This is a genomic window from Streptomyces sp. CB01249, from assembly GCF_001905735.1.
GTDB lineage: Bacteria > Actinomycetota > Actinomycetes > Streptomycetales > Streptomycetaceae > Streptomyces.
Genome location: NZ_LISW01000001.1, coordinates 307,082 through 324,834, shown reverse-complemented (window position 1 = coordinate 324,834; position 17,753 = coordinate 307,082). Strand labels below are relative to the sequence as shown.

Here is a 17,753-nt window from a genome sequence, read left to right as displayed (position 1 = left end):
CACGTCCGGCCTTATTTCAAGCCGTGAAGCTAGAGGCGTCGCGGACCACCCGTCAACCCCCTTGCACGGGCCGGTATTTCAACCTCTGTAGGCACTTCGCCCGTGATCACGGGAAACCGCAGCACCCTCGTACGCCTTCTGAAGTCGCAGGTCAGCTGCGCTGACGTGCAGCGTTCGAGTTGTGCGCGCATTTCTGCCAGGAAGGTTTCCTGACAGATGCCTTGACGGGCTGTCGTGTACACGCGCAGACTCCGGTTCTGCTCAGCCGCTGCGCTCCACCGCCCACCTCTGGAGTCCCCCATGCGCGTCAGACACGGCACCGCACTCCTGCTCCGGCTCCTCGCCCTCGCCGCCCTCGTGCTCGGCCTGCAGGCCGCCCCGGCACACGCCGCCCCCGCCGCCGGTACGTTCCGGGTGCTGGCCTTCTACGACGGCACGTACGACGCGGCGCACATCAGCTTCGACCACGAGGCGAACACCTGGTTCGCCCAGCAGGGCGCCTCACACGGCTTCACGTACACCGCCACGACCGACTGGAACCGGCTCAACAGCTCCGAGCTGGCCGGCTACCAGGTGGTGATGTTCCTCGACAACTACCCGCACACCGCCGCGCAGCGCTCCGCCTTCCAGTCGTACGTGCAGAACGGCGGCGGGTTCGTCGGCTTCCACGTCTCCGCGTTCAACACGGACACCAGTGACTGGCCCTGGTACCACAACACCTTCCTGGGCACCGGCACGTTCCGCTCCAACACCTGGGGGCCCACGCAGGAGACGCTGCGCGTGGACGACCCCGGGCACCCGGCGACGGCGGGGCTCCCGGCCACCATCACCTCGTCGGTGAGCGAGTGGTACAGCTGGCAGAACGACCTGCGGAAGAACCCCGCGATCGACGTCCTCGCCTCGATGGACCCCTCGACGTTCCCCATCGGCACCGACCCCAACCAGACCTGGTACAGCGGGGATTACCCGATCGTCTGGTCGAACCGCGACTACCGGATGGTCTACAACAACTTCGGCCACAACGCGATGGACTACGCGACGAACACCGCCCTCTCCTCCACCTTCGCGAGCGCCCGGCAGAATCAGCTCCTGCTCCAGGAGATCGCCTGGGCCGCCGGGCAGGACGGCGGCCCGGTCACCCCGCCCGAGGGCGCCACCGGCCGGATCACCGGCTACGGCGGCAAGTGCGTCGACGTGGCGGGCGCGAGCTCCGCCAACGGCACGGCCGTCCAGCTCTACGACTGCAACGGCACCGGGGCCCAGCAGTGGACGACCGGCACTGACGGCACGCTGAGGGCGCTCGGCAAGTGCCTGGACGTCGCCGCGGCCGGGACCGCGAACGGCGCGAAGGTCCAGCTCTACGACTGCAACGGCTCCGGGGCGCAGGTCTGGCAGCACCGGAGCACCGGCGAGCTGCTGAACCCCGCGTCCGGGAAGTGCCTGGACGCGACCGGGCCCAGCTCGGCGAACGGCACCCGGCTCCAGCTCTGGACCTGCTACGGCAGCGACAACCAGCTCTGGACCCTCCCGGCCTGACCGGGGCGGGCCGGGCGGTCGCGGGGCGGACCCCGCCGCGGCCGCCCCTCCGTCCGGGTGGCGCCGTCCCGCCGCCCGGCGCAACGCCTCGTGTCGCGCGCGCGGAGCGGGGGCCCCGGCTGCCCAGGATGCCGGTATGAAACCCATGCCCAAACGGCTAGCCGCGCTGCGCTCACGCGCCCGCGCCACGGGTGCGGCCTGCGCCGTCCTGGCGACCGTCGTCCCCGTCTTCTCCCTCGGTCTCGGCGCGACGCCGGCCGCCGCCGCTCCCCTGCCCGGCGGTCTCGGGCCGTGTGTGCCGGGCGACTGTCCCGACCCGTTCCCCGACGTCAACAACGGGCCGATCGCCGGCCGGGACGCCGGGATCAACATCTTCGTGGGTGACGACTTCCTCGTCCGGGGGCGGGCGGCGGAGGCCGAGGGCCGGGTCGTCGTGCTGGACGACTTCGACCAGAACAAGGACGCGGACGCGGGCGGGCTGTACAACCTCGGGATCGTCGGGGTCGGCTCGCGCGTCGCGCCGCCCGTCGACGCGGACTTCCTGGCCGCCGGCGGGGACGTGACCATCGCCGCCGGGCAGACCCTGGACACGACGGGCGGCCTGCCCGACGAGCTGGGCACCGTGCGCTACGCGGGCGCGCTGACCGGGAACGTCACCGGGACGACCGTCCAGGACGACGACGCGACGGCCCCGTACGTGGGCCTGCGCGACGAGCTGACGGCGGCCAGCCAGTGCTACGCGCGGCCGGACGGCACGACCCGGACGCCCACCGGGACCGCGGTCAACGAGGGCTACCGGACGCTGTTCACCGGCGACGGGACGTCTCAGCTCCAGGTGTTCAACGTCGACTTCGACCTGGTCAACCCGAACTCGCCCAACGGCAGCCAGTCCATCGAGTTCGCGGGCATCCCCGACGACGCGACGATCCTGGTCAACGTGGTCGGGACGAACCGGGTCATCAACACCACCAGCGGGAGCGACACGCTGGGCCAGTACCGCGAGCGGCTGCTGTGGAACCTGCCCGACGCCACCACGGCGTCCTTCCAGGGGTCCGGGCAGTTCCAGGGCAGCGTGCTGGTGGGCGAGCAGGCGTCCATGACCACCGTAAGCCTGCCCGGCATGAACGGCAGGTTCTTCACCACCGGCTCGCTCACCCACACCAGCGACAACGCCGGGGTGGAGTTCCACGCCTACCCGTTCGACGGCGACCTGCCGGACTGCAACGGTCCGCAGCCGGTAACGGGCGCGGTGAGCGTGCTGAAGACCGACGCCGACACCGGAAACCCGCTCGCGGGGGCCGACTTCGAGCTGTGGCGCGAGACCAACGGCGTCGACGGCCTCCAGACCGACGGCACCGACCCGGACACCCAGGTCTCCGACTGCACCACCCCGGCGAACGGCGTCTGCTCCGACACCACGACCGTGGGCACGTACTACTGGCGCGAGACCGCCGCCCCGGACGGCTACGAGCTGCCCGACCCGAACGTCTTCGGACCGCTCGTCCTCACCGAGGACAACGCGGACCAGGGCGTCCAGGTCGAGGCCGTCAACAGCCAGACGCCCGTGCCGCCGGTGACCGGTGAGGTCCGCGTACGCAAGACCGACTCCGACACCGGTGACCCGCTCGCCGGGGCATACTTCGAGCTGTGGCGCGAGACCAACGGCGTCGACGGCCTCCAGACCGACGGCACCGACCCGGACACGCACGTCTCGGACTGCACGACCCCCGCGAACGGCGTCTGCACCGCGACCACGGTCCCGGGCACCTACTACTGGCGCGAGACCGAAGCCCCCGACGGCTACGACCTCCCCGACCCCAACGTCTTCGGCCCCCTCACCCTCACCGAGGACAACGCCGAGGACGGCGTCCAGGCCGAGGCCGTCAACACCAAGACCCCCGTGCCGCCGGTGACCGGTGAGGTCCGCGTACACAAGACGGACGCGGAGACCGGTGACCCGCTGGCCGGGGCCGACTTCGAGCTGTGGCGCGAGACCAACAACACCCCGGGTCTCCAGACGATCGGGATCAACCCCGACACCCACGTCTCGGACTGCACCACCCCGGCGAACGGCGTCTGCACCGCGACGACCGTCCCGGGCACCTACTACTGGCGCGAGACCGCGGCCCCGGACGGCTACGACCTGCCCGACCCCAACGTCTTCGGGCCTCTGACCCTCACCGAGGCCAACGCCGAGGACGGCGTCCAGGCCGAGGCCGTCAACAGCAAGACGCCCGTGCCGCCCGTGACCGGTTCGCTGACGCTGGACAAGACGGACGCGAAGAACGGGGAGCCGCTGCCCGGTGCCGTCTTCGAGCTGTGGCGCGAGAGCAACGACGTGCCCGGCCTCCAGACGGGCGGGGCGAACCCCGACACCCTCGCGGACGCGGGCTGCTCCACCGACCAGGACGGGCAGTGCACCTTCGACGACCTGCCGCTCGGTGAGTACTACCTCCGCGAGATCGCCGTCCCGGAGGGCTACGTGCTCCCCGCGAACCCGGTCTCGGGTCCGTACGAGGTGACGGAGGAGAACAGCGAGGAGGGCGTCACCGTGGAGCTGGCCAACGACCGCGGTGAGCCCTGCAAGGGCAAGGACTGCAAGGACGACACGCACAAGGCCGCTCGCGGCTGACACGGTCACCCGCCCGGCCGCCCACTCGTGGGCGGCCGGGCGTTTTCGCTGATTGGCTCGCCAGTACACCGTTCCCGTTAATCCCGCAGGAGGTCCGGCCGTGTCCCGTCCCCACCGCCTCATCGCCGCCGCCGTCGCCACCGCGGCCACGGCGCTGCTGTGCACCGCGGCCCCCTCGGCCGCCTCCCCCGGCCGCGACACCGCGTGCACCGCCCCGGCCGGGCCGTATCAGCGGCAGCTGGAGACCCACCTCGGACTGCCCGTGGACGGCCGCCAGTCCGACGCCGACTGCCGGGCGATCCGGTCCTTCCAGACCGAGCAGGGCCGCCCGCACCCGGACGGGCTGGCCGACCTCGGCACGTACCGCGCGATGCTGGTGGTCGAGGCCACGCCGAATCCGAACGCAGCCGGGAACTGCCCGGTCGAGACCGGCCGGGTGACCTGCGTCGACATGGACCGCCAACTGCTGTGGGTGCAGAAGGGGAAGAAGGTCGTCTTCGGGCCCGTCCCCATCCGTACGGGCCGCGACGCGGAGGAGACGCGGCCCGGCCGGCACACCATCTACTGGCGCGACCGCGACCACGTCTCCGACCTCTACGACGACGCCCCCATGCCGTACTCGCAGTTCTTCGACGGCGGTCAGGCGCTGCACGGACACCCGGGCGACCTGTACGACGGGGGCGGGTCGGCGGGCTGCGTCAACCTGACGGTGGACGACGCGGCGAAGCTGTGGGATCTGCTCGCGCTCGACGACGTCGTGTACGTCTGGGGTGTGAAGCCCGGCACCGCCGACTAGGGCCTTACTCCTCGCCCTCCAGGTTTCCTTCCGTTTCCAGGAAGACCTGGCGCAGCGCTTCGAGCACCGCCGGGTCGGGCTTGGCCCACATGCCGCGCGACTCCGCTTCCAGAAGGCGTTCCGCGATGCCGTGCAGGGCCCACGGGTTGGCCTGTTCCAGGAAGGCGCGGTTGGCCGGGTCCAGGACGTAGGTCTCGGTCAGCTTGTCGTACATCCAGTCCGCGACCACGCCCGTCGTGGCGTCGTAACCGAAGAGGTAGTCGACGGTCGCCGCCAGCTCGAAGGCGCCCTTGTAGCCGTGGCGGCGCATCGCCTCGATCCACTTGGGGTTGACGACGCGGGCGCGGAAGACGCGCGAGGTCTCCTCGGTCAGCGTGCGCGTGCGGACCGTCTCCGGACGGGTCGAGTCCCCGATGTACGCCTCCGGGGCGGTCCCCTTCAGCGCGCGGACCGTGGCGACCATGCCCCCGTGGTACTGGAAGTAGTCGTCCGAGTCCGCGATGTCGTGCTCGCGGGTGTCGGTGTTCTTCGCGGCGACCGCGATGCGCTTGTACGCGGTCTCCATCTCCTCGCGGGCCGGGCAGCCGTCCAGGTCGCGGCCGTAGGCGTAGCCGCCCCAGGTCGTGTAGACCTCGGCGAGGTCGGCGTCGGTGCGCCAGTCGCGGGAGTCGATGAGCTGGAGCAGCCCGGCGCCGTACGTGCCGGGGCGCGAGCCGAAGATACGGGTGGTGGCCCGGCGCTCGTCCCCGTGCTCGGCCAGGTCCGCCTGGGTGTGCGCCCGTACGTGGTTGAGCTCGGCGGGTTCGTCCAGCGAGGCGGCCAGGCGCACGGCGTCGTCCAGGAGGCCGATGGTGTGCGGGAACGCGTCGCGGAAGAAGCCGCTGATGCGGAGGGTGACGTCGATGCGGGGGCGGCCGAGCTCGGCCGCGGGGATCGGTTCGAGGCCGGTGACGCGGCGCGAGGCGTCGTCCCAGACCGGGCGCACGCCGAGCAGCGCGAACGCCTCGGCGACGTCGTCGCCCGCGGTGCGCATCGCGCTCGTACCCCAGAGGGAGAGGCCCACGGACACCGGCCAGTCGCCGTTGTCCTCGCGGTAGCGGTTCAGCAGCGAGTCGGCGAGGGCCTGCCCGGTCTCCCAGGCGAGCCGGGAGGGGACGGCCTTCGGGTCGACCGAGTAGAAGTTCCGGCCGGTCGGGAGGACGTTGACGAGTCCCCGGAGCGGGGAGCCGGAGGGGCCTGCGGGGACGAAGCCGCCGTTGAGGGCGTGGACGCAGTGGTCCAGTTCGTCGGTGGTCCTGGCCAGGCGGGGGGCGACCTCCTCGGCCGCGAAGTTGAGGATGGCCGCCACGTCTGGGCTGAGGTCGTGGAGCAGTGTGCGGGTCGTCTGCTCGGGGCTCTGCCCCGGACCCCGCTGCTCAATCGCCGCAGGGGCTTGATTTGCCCGGCCCAATGCCGACGGGTCCCAGCCCGCGTCCTCCATCGCCTGGACCAGGGCCCGGGCCTCCTCCTCCACCGTGTCCGCGTCCGTGCGGGTCGCCGCCGATTCGTCCAGGCCCAGTGCCTCGCGCAGGCCCGGCAGGGACGTCGTGCCGCCCCAGATCTGGCGGGCGCGCAGGATGGCCAGGATCAGGTTGACGCGGGCGGCCCCGGTCGGCGCGGAGCCGAGGACGTGGAGGCCGTCGCGGATCTGGACGTCCTTGATCTCACAGAGCCAGCCGTCCAGATGCATGATGAAGTCGTCGAAGCCCTCGTCCTCCGGGCGGTCCTCGACGCCCAGGTCGTGGTCGAGCTTCGCGGCCTGGATCAGGGTCCAGATCTGGGCGCGGACGGCCGGCAGCTTGGCCGGGTCCATGGCGGCGATCTGGGCGTGCTCGTCCAGGAGTTGTTCGAGGCGGGCGATGTCCCCGTAGCTGTCGGCCCGGGCCATCGGCGGCACCAGGTGGTCCACGAGCGTGGCGTGCGCCCGGCGCTTGGCCTGGGTGCCCTCGCCCGGGTCGTTGACGAGGAACGGGTAGATCAGCGGGAGGTCGCCGAGGGCCGCGTCCGGGCCGCAGGCGGCGGACAGGCCCGCGTTCTTGCCGGGCAGCCATTCCAGGTTGCCGTGCTTGCCGAGGTGAATCATCGCGTCGGCGCCGAAGCCGTTGTCGTCGGCGCGGGCGGCGATCCAGCGGTAGGCGGCCAGGTAGTGGTGCGAGGGCGGCAGGTCCGGGTCGTGGTAGATCGCGATCGGGTTCTCGCCGAAGCCGCGCGGGGGCTGGATGAGGATGAGCAGGTTGCCCCGGCGCAGGGCCGCGAGGACGATGTCGCCCTCCGGGTTGCGGGAGCGGTCCACGAACATCTCGCCGGGCGGCGGGCCCCAGTGCTCCTCGACGGCCTCGCGGAGTTCGGCGGGGAGTGTGGCGTACCAGCGGCGGTAGTCGGCGGCGGGGATGCGGACCGGGTTGCGGGCGAGCTGTTCCTCGGTGAGCCACTCCTGGTCGTGGCCGCCCGCCTCGATGAGGGCGTAGATCAGCTCGTCGCCGTCGCCGGATGCGAGGCCGGGGACCTCCTCCGTACCGAAGTCGTAGCCCTCCTCGCGCAGTCGGCGCAGCAGGGCGACCGCGCTGGCGGGGGTGTCGAGCCCGACGGCGTTGCCGATACGGGAGTGCTTGGTCGGGTACGCGGACAGGACGAGCGCGACGCGCTTCTCCGCGTTCGGGATGTGGCGCAGGCGGGCGTGGCGGACGGCGATACCTGCGACGCGGGAGGCGCGCTCGTCGTCGGCGACGTAGGAGGGGAGGCCGTCCTCGTCGATCTCCTTGAAGGAGAACGGGACGGTGATCAGGCGGCCGTCGAACTCGGGCACGGCGATCTGGCTGGCGGCGTCCAGCGGGGACACGCCCTCGTCGTTGCCCTCCCAGTCGGTGCGGGAGCCGGTGAGGCAGAGCGCCTGGAGGATCGGCACGTCGAGCGCGGTGAGCGCGCCCGCGTCCCAGGACTCGTCGTCGCCTCCGGCCGACGCCTCGGCGGGCCGGGTGCCGCCCGCCGCGAGGACCGTGGTGACGATCGCGTCGGCGCCGCGCAGGGTCTCGATGAGCTCGGGTTCGGGGGCGCGCAGCGAGGCGACGTACAGCGGGAGGGCCTTGGCGCCCTCGGCCTCGACGGCCCGGCACAGGGTCTCGATGAACGCGGTGTTGCCGCTCATGTGGTGGGCGCGGTAGTAGAGCACGGCCACCGTGGGGGCGCCGTCCGCCGTCTCCCGGGGGGTGCGTTCCAGCGGGCCCCAGGAGGGTGCGGGGGCGGGCGGTTCGAAGCCGTGGCCGGTGAGCAGCACGGTGTCGGAGAGGAAGCGGGCGAGCTGGTCCAGGTTGGCCGGGCCGCCGTGCGCGAGGTAGGCGTGGGCCTCGGCCGCGATCCCGATCGGCACGGTGGAGGCGGCCATCAGCTGGGCGTCGGGGGCCTGTTCGCCGGTGAGGACGACGACGGGGCGGCCGGTGGCGAGCAGGTGGTCGAGGCCGTCCTGCCAGGCGCGGACCCCGCCGAGGAGGCGTACGACGACGAGGTCGGTGCCGTCCAGGAGGGCGGGCAGGTCGTCGAGCGGGAGGCGGGAGGGGTTCGCGTACCGGTAGCGGACGGGTCCGTCGGAGGCGCGGGCGCTGAGCAGGTCGGTGTCGGACGTCGACAGGAGCAGGATCATGCGGCGTCTGGCCTTCCTCGGGGTGTCCACGCCCCGGGCGGTGTCGTGATCCCCTGCTCGGACCTGCCGAACGTGCGGGGAAGGGAGTTCCTGACTCGCCCGGCCTGGTGGGGCCGGGCTCACAGTGGCGGGACCGCGCCGGAATCGCACCGGGCTTCCTCCCCTGTCGCCGTCTGTGGCGACGACGGACCCGGAGGTCCGCCGGGGTCCGTCCGCGAAGACGGGCCCCGCAGGCATAGTACGGGCCGGGGTGGCCGACCGGTCATACGGATCGGAAGACGGGTCATACGGATCGGATGAGATGGTCGGTATGCTCGCCGCCATGCCTCCCCCAGCCCCCCATTTCGCCCAGCCCGACGACGCCCGTTTCCGGTCGCACGGCGACGCCTGCCCCGGTGCGCTGCGGCTTCACCGGGCGGACGACGGGGCGTTGGCGCGGGTCCGGGTGCCCGGTGGTGTGCTCACCGCGGAGCAGGCGGACGGGCTGCGGGAGTTGGCCGGACGGCTGGGCGATGGTGAGCTGTATCTCACTTCGCGCGGCAATGTGCAGCTGCGCGGGCTGGGTGCGGAGTGCGGGGGCGAACTGGCCTCACGCATGGACGAAATAGGGCTTTTGCCCTCCGAGCGGCATGAGCGGGTCCGCAATGTGGTGGCCTCCCCGCTGTCCGGGCTCGACGGCCTCGGCGCGCGCGATGTCCGCCCGTGGCTGACCGCGCTGGACGCGCTGGTGTGCGCGAGCGAGGAGGCGGCCGGCCTGTCGGGCCGGTTCCTGTTCGCGCTGGACGACGGGCGCGGCGACGTGGACGCGCTGGGCGCGGACGTGACGCTGCGGGCGCGGGCGGACGGGGACGCGGAGTTGCGGATCGGGGCGCTGGACTCAGTGGCCCGGATCCCGGCGGACGAGGCGCCGCGCGCCGCGCTGCTCGCGGCGACGGTGTTCCTGTCCCTGGCGTCCGGTTCCGGTGCGTGGCGGGCGGCCGAGCTGCCCGGGGGCGCGGAACCGTTGTTCGCCGAGGTGGTACGCAGGTGGGGTGCGGCCGGGCTGCCCGTCGCCCTCGGGACCGTACCGGTGCCGGACGGCACTCCCCCGGCGCTCGGCGTGGTGACGGGGCCCGGCGACACGGACGCGCTGTCCGTCGGGCTGCCGCTCGGGCGGGCGGACGCGGTGCGGTGGCGGGCGCTGACGGACCTCGCCCGGGACCACGGCGCTGGCGAACTGCGGCTCACCCCGTGGCGCGGAGTCGTCGTGCCCGGTGTGCGACGGGACCGGGCGTCCGGCGCGCTCGACGCGCTGGAGGGCCTGGGCCTCGTCACCGGGGACCGCTCGCCGTGGACCGGGGTCGGGGCGTGCATCGGGCGGCCGGGGTGCGCGAAGTCCCGGGCCGATGTGCGGGGTGACGCCGCGTCAGCCCTGCCCGTCGCCCCGCCCGTGGACGTCCTGCCCGTGCACTGGTCCGGGTGCGAGCGGCGGTGCGGGCATCCGCGCGGGGCGTGGGTCGACGTCGTCGCGGGACCGGACGGCGGCTACCGGGTGTCCGTCGTACGGGACGACGGGCACGCGGACCCGGTCGACGTCGCCGACGACCCCGCCGCGCTGGCCGACGCCGTGGCGGCGGCCCGTATCCCCCGTAGCTGACCGCCCCCACACTTTTTCTGTCCGACCCCCCGCCCTGAGAAGAGAGCGACACCACTGTGTACGAGTACGAGAAGGACGGACCGGCCATCTATCGCCAGTCCTTCGCCACCATCCGGGCGGAGGCGGACCTCGCCGGGCTGCCCGCGGACGTGAGCCAGGTCGCGGTCCGGATGATCCACGCCTGCGGCATGGTCGACCTCGTACGCGACCTCGGCTACACGCCTGACGCGGTCGCCCGTGCCCGCGCCGCGCTGCGGTCCGGCGCGCCCATCCTGTGCGACGTGGCCATGGTCGCCAGCGGGGTCACCCGCAAGCGGCTGCCCGCGGACAACGAGGTGGTGTGCACCCTGTCCGACCCGGCCGTGCCCGGGCTCGCGGCGGAGCTGGGCACGACCCGCTCGGCGGCCGCCCTGGAGCTGTGGCGGGACCGGCTGGACGGGGCGGTCGTGGCCGTCGGGAACGCGCCGACCGCCCTCTTCCGGCTGCTCGAAATGATCGAGGAGGGCGCCCCGCGCCCCGCAGCCGTCATCGGGGTCCCGGTCGGGTTCGTCGGGGCCGCCGAGTCCAAGGACGCGCTGGCCGCCCACCCGTCGGGGCTCGACCACCTGATCGTGCGCGGCCGACGCGGCGGGAGCGCCATCGCGGCCGCCGCGCTCAACGCCATCGCCAGCGAGGAAGAGTGACCGTGAGCGAGCAGCAGACGGGGCGCCCGGACGAGCGGACGGGACGGCTCTACGGGGTCGGGCTCGGCCCCGGCGACCCGAACCTGATGACCCTGCGCGCGGTGGAGGTCATCGCGGAGGCGGACGTCGTCGCCTACCACAGCGCCCGGCACGGCCGGTCCATCGCCCGGTCCATCGCGGCGAAGCACCTGCGCGCCGACCACATCGAGGAGGCCCTGGTCTACCCCGTCACGACGGAGACCACGGACCACCCGGGCGGCTACCGGGGCGCGATGGAGGACTTCTACACCGAGGCGGCGGCCCGGCTCGCCGTGCACCTGGACGCGGGGCGCACGGTCGCCGTGCTCGCCGAGGGCGACCCGATGTTCTACGGCTCGTACATGCACATGCACAAGCGGCTGGCCGACCGCTATCCGACCGAGGTGATCCCCGGGGTGACCTCGGTCAGCGCGGCCGCCGCCCGGCTCGGCACCCCGCTCGCGGAGGGCGAGGAGGTCCTGACGATCCTGCCCGGCACCCTGCCGGAGGAGGAGCTGACCGCCCGGCTGGCCGCGACCGACGCGGCGGTGGTGATGAAGCTGGGCCGCACCTTCCCCGCCGTGCGCCGCGCCTTCGAGGCGTCGGGCCGGCTGCCCGAGGCCCGCTATGTGGAGCGCGCCACGATGGCCGGGGAGCGGCTGGGCGAACTCGCGGACACGGACGCCGGCTCCGTGCCGTACTTCGCGGTCGCCGTGCTGCCGAGCCGGATCGACGCCCGCCCGGAGCGTGCCCCGGGCGACGGTGAGGTGACCGTCGTCGGCACCGGTCCGGCCGGACCGCTGTGGCTGACGCCCGAGACGCGCGGGGCGCTGGCCGCCGCCGACGACCTGGTCGGCTACACGACGTATCTCGACCGGGTGCCGGTCCGGCCGGGGCAGACACGGCACGGCTCGGACAACAAGGTGGAGTCGGAGCGGGCGGAGTTCGCGCTCGACCTGGCCCGGCGCGGGCGGCGGGTCGCCGTGGTGTCCGGTGGGGACCCGGGGGTCTTCGCGATGGCGACGGCCGTGCTCGAAGTCGCGTCGCAGGAGGAGTACGCGGACGTGCCGGTGCGGGTCCTGCCCGGGGTGACGGCGGCGAACGCGGCGGCGGCCCGGGCGGGTGCGCCGCTGGGCCACGACTACGCGACGATCTCGCTGTCGGACCGGCTCAAGCCGTGGGAGGTCATCGCGGAGCGGCTGCGCGCCGCCGCATCGGCGGACCTGGTGCTCGCGCTGTACAACCCCGGTTCGCGGAGCCGGACCTGGCAGGTCGGCAAGGCCCGGGACCTGCTCCTGGAACACCGCTCGCCGGACACGCCCGTGGTCCTCGGCCGGGACGTCGGCGGGCCGTCCGAGAGCGTACGGACCGTGCGCCTCGCGGACCTCGATCCGGCCGAGGTGGACATGCGCACGATCCTCATCGTCGGGTCCTCGCAGACCCGGTGGGGGCGGCGGGGCGACGGCACGCAGATCGTGTGGACGCCGCGCCGCTACCCGGAGGACTGATCCGTCAGCCAGGCCAGGGCCTCCTCCGGGGTGCCGGCCACCGCGCCTCCTTCCGGGACCGGTGGCCGGCGGACCACGACCACGGGGATCGACGCCTCGCGGGCGGCGGTCAGCTTGGGGGCGGTCGCGGCGCCGCCGCTGTCCTTGGTGACGAGGACGTCGACGCGGTGGCGGCGGATCAGCTCGCGCTCGCCCTCCAGGGTGAAGGGGCCCCGGTCGAGCAGGGTCTCCATCCGGGCCGGGTACGGCGGTTCCGGGGCGTCCACGGACCGCATCAGGAACCACAGCTCGTCCAGGCCCGCGAAGGCGGCGAGCCCCATCCGCCCAGTGGTGAGGAACACCCGCCGCCCCAGTGCGGGCAGCGCCTCGGCCGCCTCGGCCAGGGAGCCGACCGGGTGCCAGTCGTCGCCCGGACCGGGCACCCAGCCGGGCCGTCGCAGCATGAGCAGGGGAACATGGGCGGCGGCGGCCGCGGCGGCCGCGTTGAAGGTGATCGTCCCGGCGAAAGGATGGGTGGCGTCGATGAGCGCGTGCACCCGGTGCGAGCGGAGCCAGTCCGCGAGCCCGTCGGCCCCGCCGAAGCCCCCCACCCGGACCTCCCCCGGCGGCAGCTTCGGCCGGGCCACCCGCCCGGCCAGGGAGCTGGTGACCCTGCTTCCGGCGGGCAGCTCCGCCACCAGCAGCTCGGCGAGGCGGCGGGCCTCCGTCGTCCCGCCCAGAATCAGTACGTGCACAGGGACCATCCATGAGTGAGGCGAAAGGCGGGCGCGGCGCCCAACTCAAGCACACCGGTCTGCGGCCCGGCTGGACGACCGGCGCCTGCGCGACGGCCGCCACGGCGGCCGCGTACACGGCGCTGCTGAGCGGCGACTTCCCGGACCCGGTGACCATCACCCTGCCCCGGGGCCAGACCCCGGCGTTCGCGCTCGCCGTGGAGGAGCTGGGCGACGGGCGGGCGACGGCGGGCGTGGTGAAGGACGCGGGCGACGACCCCGATGTGACGCACGGCGCCCTCGTGCGGGCGAGCGTGCGGGCGCTGCCGCCGGGCTCGGGCGTGGTGTTCCGGGCGGGCCCCGGCGTCGGCACGGTGACGCTGCCGGGGCTGCCGCTGGACGTCGGCGAACCGGCGGTCAACCCGGTGCCGCGCCAGATGATCCGGGACCACATCGCGAAGGTCGCGGCGGCGCACGGCGGGTCCGGGGACGTCGAGGTGACGATCGGCGTGGACCACGGCGAGGAGATCGCCCGCTCCACCTGGAACCCGCGCCTCGGCATCCTGGGCGGTCTGTCGATCCTCGGCACGACCGGGGTCGTGGTGCCGTACTCCTGCTCGGCGTGGATCGACTCGATCCGGCGCGGTGTGGACGTGGCGCGCGCGGCCGGGCACACCCATGTCGCCGGGTGCACGGGGTCCACCTCGGAGAAGACGGTGGTCGCCGAGTACGGGCTGCCGGAGATCGCGCTGCTGGACATGGGCGACTTCGCGGGCGCGGTACTGAAATACGTACGCCGCCACCCGGTGGAGCGGCTCACGATCTGCGGCGGGTTCGCCAAGCTGTCGAAGCTCGCCGCCGGCCATCTGGACCTGCACTCGGGGCGCTCCCAGGTCGACAAGGCGCACCTGGCGGAGCTCGCCCGGCACGGCGGCGCCGACGAGGCCCTGGCCGCCGAGATCGCCGTCGCCAACACCGGGCTCGCCGCGCTTCAGCTGTGCCAGGCACGCGGGGTGCCGCTGGGCGATCTGGTGGCCGTGGCCGCGCGGGACCAGGCGCTGTCGGTGCTGCGGGGGGCGCCGGTGGCCGTGAACGTGATCTGCGTCGACCGGGCGGGCACGGTGGTGGGGCGCAGCTCCGTGCGCTGACCCGCCCGGGCGGGGCTCAGCAGGTGTGGCGGTCGCGGGCCGGGGAGTAGAGGTGGCTGTCGTGGAACTGCTCGGCGCCCAGGGTGCGGCCGACCATGATCACGGCGGTACGGATGACTCCCGCGTCCTTCACCTGTGCGGCGATGTCGTCCAGGGTGCCGCGCAGGACGAGTTCGTCGGGGCGTGAGGCCATCGCGACGACGGCGGCCGGGCAGTCCGCGCCGTAGTGCGGCAGCAGCTCCTCGACGACGCGGTCCACGTAACGGGCGGCCAGGTGCAGGACGATCAGGGCGCCGCTGCGGCCGAGCGTCGCCAGGTCCTCGCCCTCCGGCATGGCGGTGGCGCGCTGCGCGATCCGGGTCAGGATGACGGTCTGGCCCACGGTCGGCACGGTCAGCTCGCGCTTGAGGGCGGCCGCCGCGGCCGCGAACGCGGGCACGCCCGGGACCACTTCGTACGGCACGCCCGCCTCGTCCAGACGGCGCATCTGCTCGTTGACCGCGCTGAACACCGACGGGTCGCCGGAGTGCAGCCGCGCCACGTCGTGGCCGGCCCGGTGCGCGGCGACGAGTTCGGCGGTGATCGCGTCGATGTCGAGCTGCGCGGTGTCCACCAGGCGGGCGTCGTCCGGGCACTCGGCCAGGAGTTGGCGGGGCACCAGGCTGCCCGCGTACAGGCACACCCGGCAGGCGGCGAGCGTGCGGGCGCCGCGCACCGTGATCAGGTCGGCGGCGCCGGGGCCCGCGCCGATGAAGTACACGGTCATCTGTCGTCTCCAGGGAGTTGCGTGGCCTTGCGTACGGACCACTGGGTGACGGGCATGGCCTGGCGCCAGCCGGTGAATGTGCCGACGGGCACGGCGTGCGACACGGCGAGGCGCGTCAGCTCCCCGCCGTGCTCCTTGTGCCGGGCGGCGAGCAGCGCCTCGGATTCCAGCGTGACCGTGTTGGCGACCAGCCGGCCGCCGGGCGGGAGCGCGGCGAGGCAGGTGTCGAGGAGCCCCGGCGCGGTGAGGCCGCCGCCGATGAACACGGCGTCCGGGGTGGGCAGTTGGTCCAGGCAGTCGGGCGCGCGGCCGGTGACGACGCGGAGGCCGGGCACACCGAGGCGGTCGGCGTTCTCCGCGATGCGCGCGGCGCGGACGGGGTCGCGTTCGACGGTGACGGCCCGGCAGGAGGGGTGGACGCGCATCCACTCGATCGCGATGGAGCCGGAGCCGCCGCCGATGTCCCAGAGGAGTTCACCGGGGGCGGGGGCGAGCACGCCGAGGGTGACGGCCCGGACGTGACGCTTCGTCAGCTGCCCGTCGTGTGCGTACGCCTCGTCCGGCAGGCCCGGTACGGCGCCGAGGCGCAGCACCCCCGGCGCCCTCCGGCACTCGACGGCGACGACGTTGAGCGGGTCCCCCGCCGGGTGGTCCCAGCCGTCCGCCGTGCCCTCGGCGCACGCCTCGTCCTCGCCGCCGAGCTGTTCCAGGACCCGCATGCGGCTGGGCCCGAAGCCGTGGTCGCGCAGCAGTGCGGCGACGGTGGCCGGGGTGGTGGCGTCGGCGCTGAGGACGAGGATGCGGCGTCCTTCGTGGAGGGCGGCGGCGAGCCGGGCGGCGGGGCGGCCGACGAGGGTGACGACCTCGGTGTCCTCCAGCGGCCAGCCGATCCGGGCGCAGGCGTAGGAGACGGACGAGGGGTGCGGCAGGACGTGCAGCCGGTCCGGGCCCAGGACCTCGGTGAGGGCCCGGCCGATCCCGTAGAACATGGGGTCGCCGCTGGCCAGGACGGCGATGCGGCTGCCCGCGTGCGCGGCGAGCAGGCCGGGGACGGCGGGGCGCAGGGGCGAGGGCCAGGGGACCCGGGTGCCCGCGCACCGGGGCGGGAGCAGGTCCAGCTGGCGTCCGGCGCCGATGAGGACCTGGGCGGCCGCCAGCTCCGCGCGGGCCGCCTCGGGCAGGCCCGCCCATCCGTCGGCTCCGATCCCGACCACGGTCACTGCAGGTGGGAGCGGGTGCTCGGGGGGCTGGGGGGTCACGGACGGTACCTCGGGTTTCGGGGGCTGACGCTCCCGAACTCTACTGGCCGGTTCCGGACGGGTCCCGGGCGCCCGGCTCCGGGAGCGTCCCCCGAGCGGCCGGAGCCGTCAGAGCATGATCAGCAGGCGGGTCTTCGGCTTGAGCTTCCGGTTGACCGAGCGGCTCTGCACGTACACCTCCAGGTCGGGGTTGTTCCCCGCCTTCACGGACACCGTTCCGCGGACGCCCGAGCCGAACAGCAGGTTGCGGGCCGCGTCGCCCGAGTAGGCGCGGTCGGTGTCCTTCTCCACGACGATGACCTCCTTGTCGGGCTGCACCTGGACGCGGGCGCCCAACTGGTAGTAGCAGGAGCCGCGCTCGTACGTGACGCCCGGGTGCGAGTCCACGAAGGAGCGGATCTCGACCTCCTTGTCGACCTTCAGGAGCCGGTACTTGTCGGCCGGGACCGGTTCGAGACTGGCCCGGACGTCGTCCACGGATATGTCCTGGCCGACCGCGAAGAGGTTCTTCGTGCCGCGCACGCCCTGCTCGCGGCCGCGCAGGAAGCTGGTGGCGGCGGCGCGGACGGTGCCGATCGCCTCCTCGACGCCCTCCTTCGAATCGGCGTCCCAGATCGCGATGTTGCCGGCCGGGAAGCCGTAGTTCTGCGCGGTGCGCTTGGCCAGGGAGTTGGGGACGAGGATCGCTGACGTCCAGTGGCCCGGGAGGCCGCCCATCTTCGCCGAGATGCGGTCGAGCCACGGGCCGAGGATCGACATGTCCCCGTCGTGCCTGCGGTCGCCGCCGGAGGCGTTCTCCTCGCCGTCCGTCACCACGATCTGGAGGAAGCTGTGCTCGCCGTACTCCTCCCAGATGTGGCCCAGGTCGTCCAGGGACTTCAGGGAGGCCTCGATGAGGGCCGTCGCGCCGTTGTTCACGTGGTACAGGCCCCGCATGGACGGCAGGTGCTTCACGTCCATGTCCCAGACCAGGTTCTCCACCCGGTGGTCGAAGGAGTAGAGGCTGATCCGGGTCTCGTGTCCGAGGCTGTCCGACTCGGCCTTCAGACCGGCCACGAACTCGTCGACGACGCGCACGAGCTGCCCCTGGTGCGGGCGCATGGAGCCCGAGCAGTCCACGACGAGCGCGACGTGATTCACCTTGTGCTGGATCTTGTTGGCAGGCACTGCTGCTCCTTCTGCGAGGCTCCCCAAGCGACGTCCTCACAGTAGGTGGGGGCACTGACAACGGAGCCCGGCGCCGGACCGCCCACGGCCCGCGGCCCCCGCGCGCGGCTCGGACCTTCCTCCAGGCATATGCGCATCTGCGATGTGTTTTCGCATGGACATATGTAAATGCCACCCCACAACACCTATTCTTTGGCACATGCTGTCTCCCGTCA

Annotated in this window: 12 protein-coding genes and 1 riboswitch; of the genes, 7 read left to right on the top strand and 5 right to left on the bottom strand. The window is 73.4% G+C overall.

All coding sequences use genetic code 11. The features are described 5' to 3' along the window. The first annotated feature begins 300 nt into the window (after positions 1–300). The 3 genes from AMK18_RS01290 (at position 301) to AMK18_RS01280 (ending at position 4,964) form a co-directional block, all read left to right on the top strand. Entirely contained in the window at positions 301–1,536 is a 1,236-nt protein-coding gene (locus tag AMK18_RS01290; RefSeq protein WP_073861318.1) for a ThuA domain-containing protein, read from the top strand. A gap of 136 nt (positions 1,537–1,672) precedes the next feature. Then, complete coding sequence (locus AMK18_RS01285; RefSeq protein WP_073861317.1) at positions 1,673–4,168, top strand: SpaA isopeptide-forming pilin-related protein; 2,496 nt, start codon at positions 1,673–1,675, stop codon at positions 4,166–4,168. Positions 4,169–4,268: 100 nt separating this feature from the next. Next, positions 4,269–4,964 carry a L,D-transpeptidase gene (locus AMK18_RS01280; RefSeq protein WP_018105777.1) on the top strand — a complete coding sequence of 232 codons (696 nt, stop codon included), beginning with the start codon at positions 4,269–4,271 and terminating at the stop codon, positions 4,962–4,964. Positions 4,965–4,968: 4 nt separating this feature from the next. Here AMK18_RS01280 and cobN read toward each other — a convergent pair whose 3' ends face one another. Next, positions 4,969–8,640 carry a cobaltochelatase subunit CobN gene (cobN, locus tag AMK18_RS01275; protein WP_073861316.1) on the bottom strand — a complete coding sequence of 1,224 codons (3,672 nt, stop codon included), beginning with the start codon at positions 8,638–8,640 and terminating at the stop codon, positions 4,969–4,971. An 84-nt stretch (positions 8,641–8,724) separates the two neighbouring features. Beyond that, a riboswitch (cobalamin riboswitch) is annotated at positions 8,725–8,825 on the bottom strand. 116 nt (positions 8,826–8,941) lie between these two features. Between cobN and cobG the strand changes: the two genes are divergently transcribed. From cobG to AMK18_RS01260, 3 genes are read left to right on the top strand one after another with little or no spacing between them, the layout of a single operon-like run. Next, on the top strand, positions 8,942–10,276 hold the full coding sequence (cobG, locus tag AMK18_RS01270; protein ID WP_073861315.1) for a precorrin-3B synthase: 1,335 nt from the start codon (positions 8,942–8,944) through the stop codon (positions 10,274–10,276). A gap of 56 nt (positions 10,277–10,332) precedes the next feature. Beyond that, entirely contained in the window at positions 10,333–10,959 is a 627-nt protein-coding gene (locus AMK18_RS01265; protein ID WP_073861314.1) for a precorrin-8X methylmutase, read from the top strand. Further along, on the top strand, positions 10,956–12,485 hold the full coding sequence (locus AMK18_RS01260) for a precorrin-2 C(20)-methyltransferase (RefSeq protein ID WP_073861313.1): 1,530 nt from the start codon (positions 10,956–10,958) through the stop codon (positions 12,483–12,485). Before AMK18_RS01265 ends, AMK18_RS01260 begins: the two co-directional genes overlap by 4 nt. On the opposite strand, the gene AMK18_RS01255 is transcribed toward AMK18_RS01260, so the two are convergent. Beyond that, positions 12,470–13,219, bottom strand: a complete 750-nt coding sequence (locus AMK18_RS01255; protein ID WP_073861312.1) for a cobalt-precorrin-6A reductase — start codon at positions 13,217–13,219, stop codon at positions 12,470–12,472. The genes AMK18_RS01260 and AMK18_RS01255 overlap by 16 nt on opposite strands. Positions 13,220–13,230: 11 nt before the next feature. Here AMK18_RS01255 and AMK18_RS01250 point away from each other — a divergent pair, with 11 nt between their 5' ends. After that, on the top strand, positions 13,231–14,346 hold the full coding sequence (locus tag AMK18_RS01250; RefSeq protein WP_073861311.1) for a cobalt-precorrin-5B (C(1))-methyltransferase: 1,116 nt from the start codon (positions 13,231–13,233) through the stop codon (positions 14,344–14,346). Between the two features lie 16 nt (positions 14,347–14,362). Here the strand turns inward: AMK18_RS01250 and cobM are convergent, their stop codons facing one another. The 3 genes from cobM to AMK18_RS01235 form a co-directional block, all read right to left on the bottom strand. After that, positions 14,363–15,112, bottom strand: a complete 750-nt coding sequence (gene cobM / locus AMK18_RS01245) for a precorrin-4 C(11)-methyltransferase (protein ID WP_073861310.1) — start codon at positions 15,110–15,112, stop codon at positions 14,363–14,365. Then, positions 15,109–16,332 (bottom strand): precorrin-6y C5,15-methyltransferase (decarboxylating) subunit CbiE, encoded by a 1,224-nt coding sequence (gene cbiE / locus AMK18_RS01240; RefSeq protein WP_073861309.1) that lies wholly within the window; start codon positions 16,330–16,332, stop codon positions 15,109–15,111. Before cbiE ends, cobM begins: the two co-directional genes overlap by 4 nt. 147 nt (positions 16,333–16,479) lie before the next feature. Further along, positions 16,480–17,538, bottom strand: coding sequence for a vWA domain-containing protein (locus AMK18_RS01235; RefSeq protein WP_018105786.1), 1,059 nt, complete (start codon positions 17,536–17,538; stop codon positions 16,480–16,482). Positions 17,539–17,753 lie beyond the last annotated feature (215 nt).

Excerpts from the sequence above, each read along its gene's own strand:
- AMK18_RS01290 (WP_073861318.1), top strand. The coding sequence starts at position 301 with ATGCGCGTCAGACACGGCACCGCACTCCTGCTCCGGCTCCTCGCCCTC.
- AMK18_RS01285 (WP_073861317.1), top strand. The coding sequence starts at position 1,673 with ATGAAACCCATGCCCAAACGGCTAGCCGCGCTGCGCTCACGCGCCCGC.
- cobM (WP_073861310.1), bottom strand. The coding sequence starts at position 15,112 with ATGACCGTGTACTTCATCGGCGCGGGCCCCGGCGCCGCCGACCTGATC.
- AMK18_RS01250 (WP_073861311.1), top strand. The coding sequence starts at position 13,231 with ATGAGTGAGGCGAAAGGCGGGCGCGGCGCCCAACTCAAGCACACCGGT.
- cobG (WP_073861315.1), top strand. The coding sequence starts at position 8,942 with ATGGTCGGTATGCTCGCCGCCATGCCTCCCCCAGCCCCCCATTTCGCC.
- cobN (WP_073861316.1), bottom strand. The coding sequence starts at position 8,640 with ATGATCCTGCTCCTGTCGACGTCCGACACCGACCTGCTCAGCGCCCGC.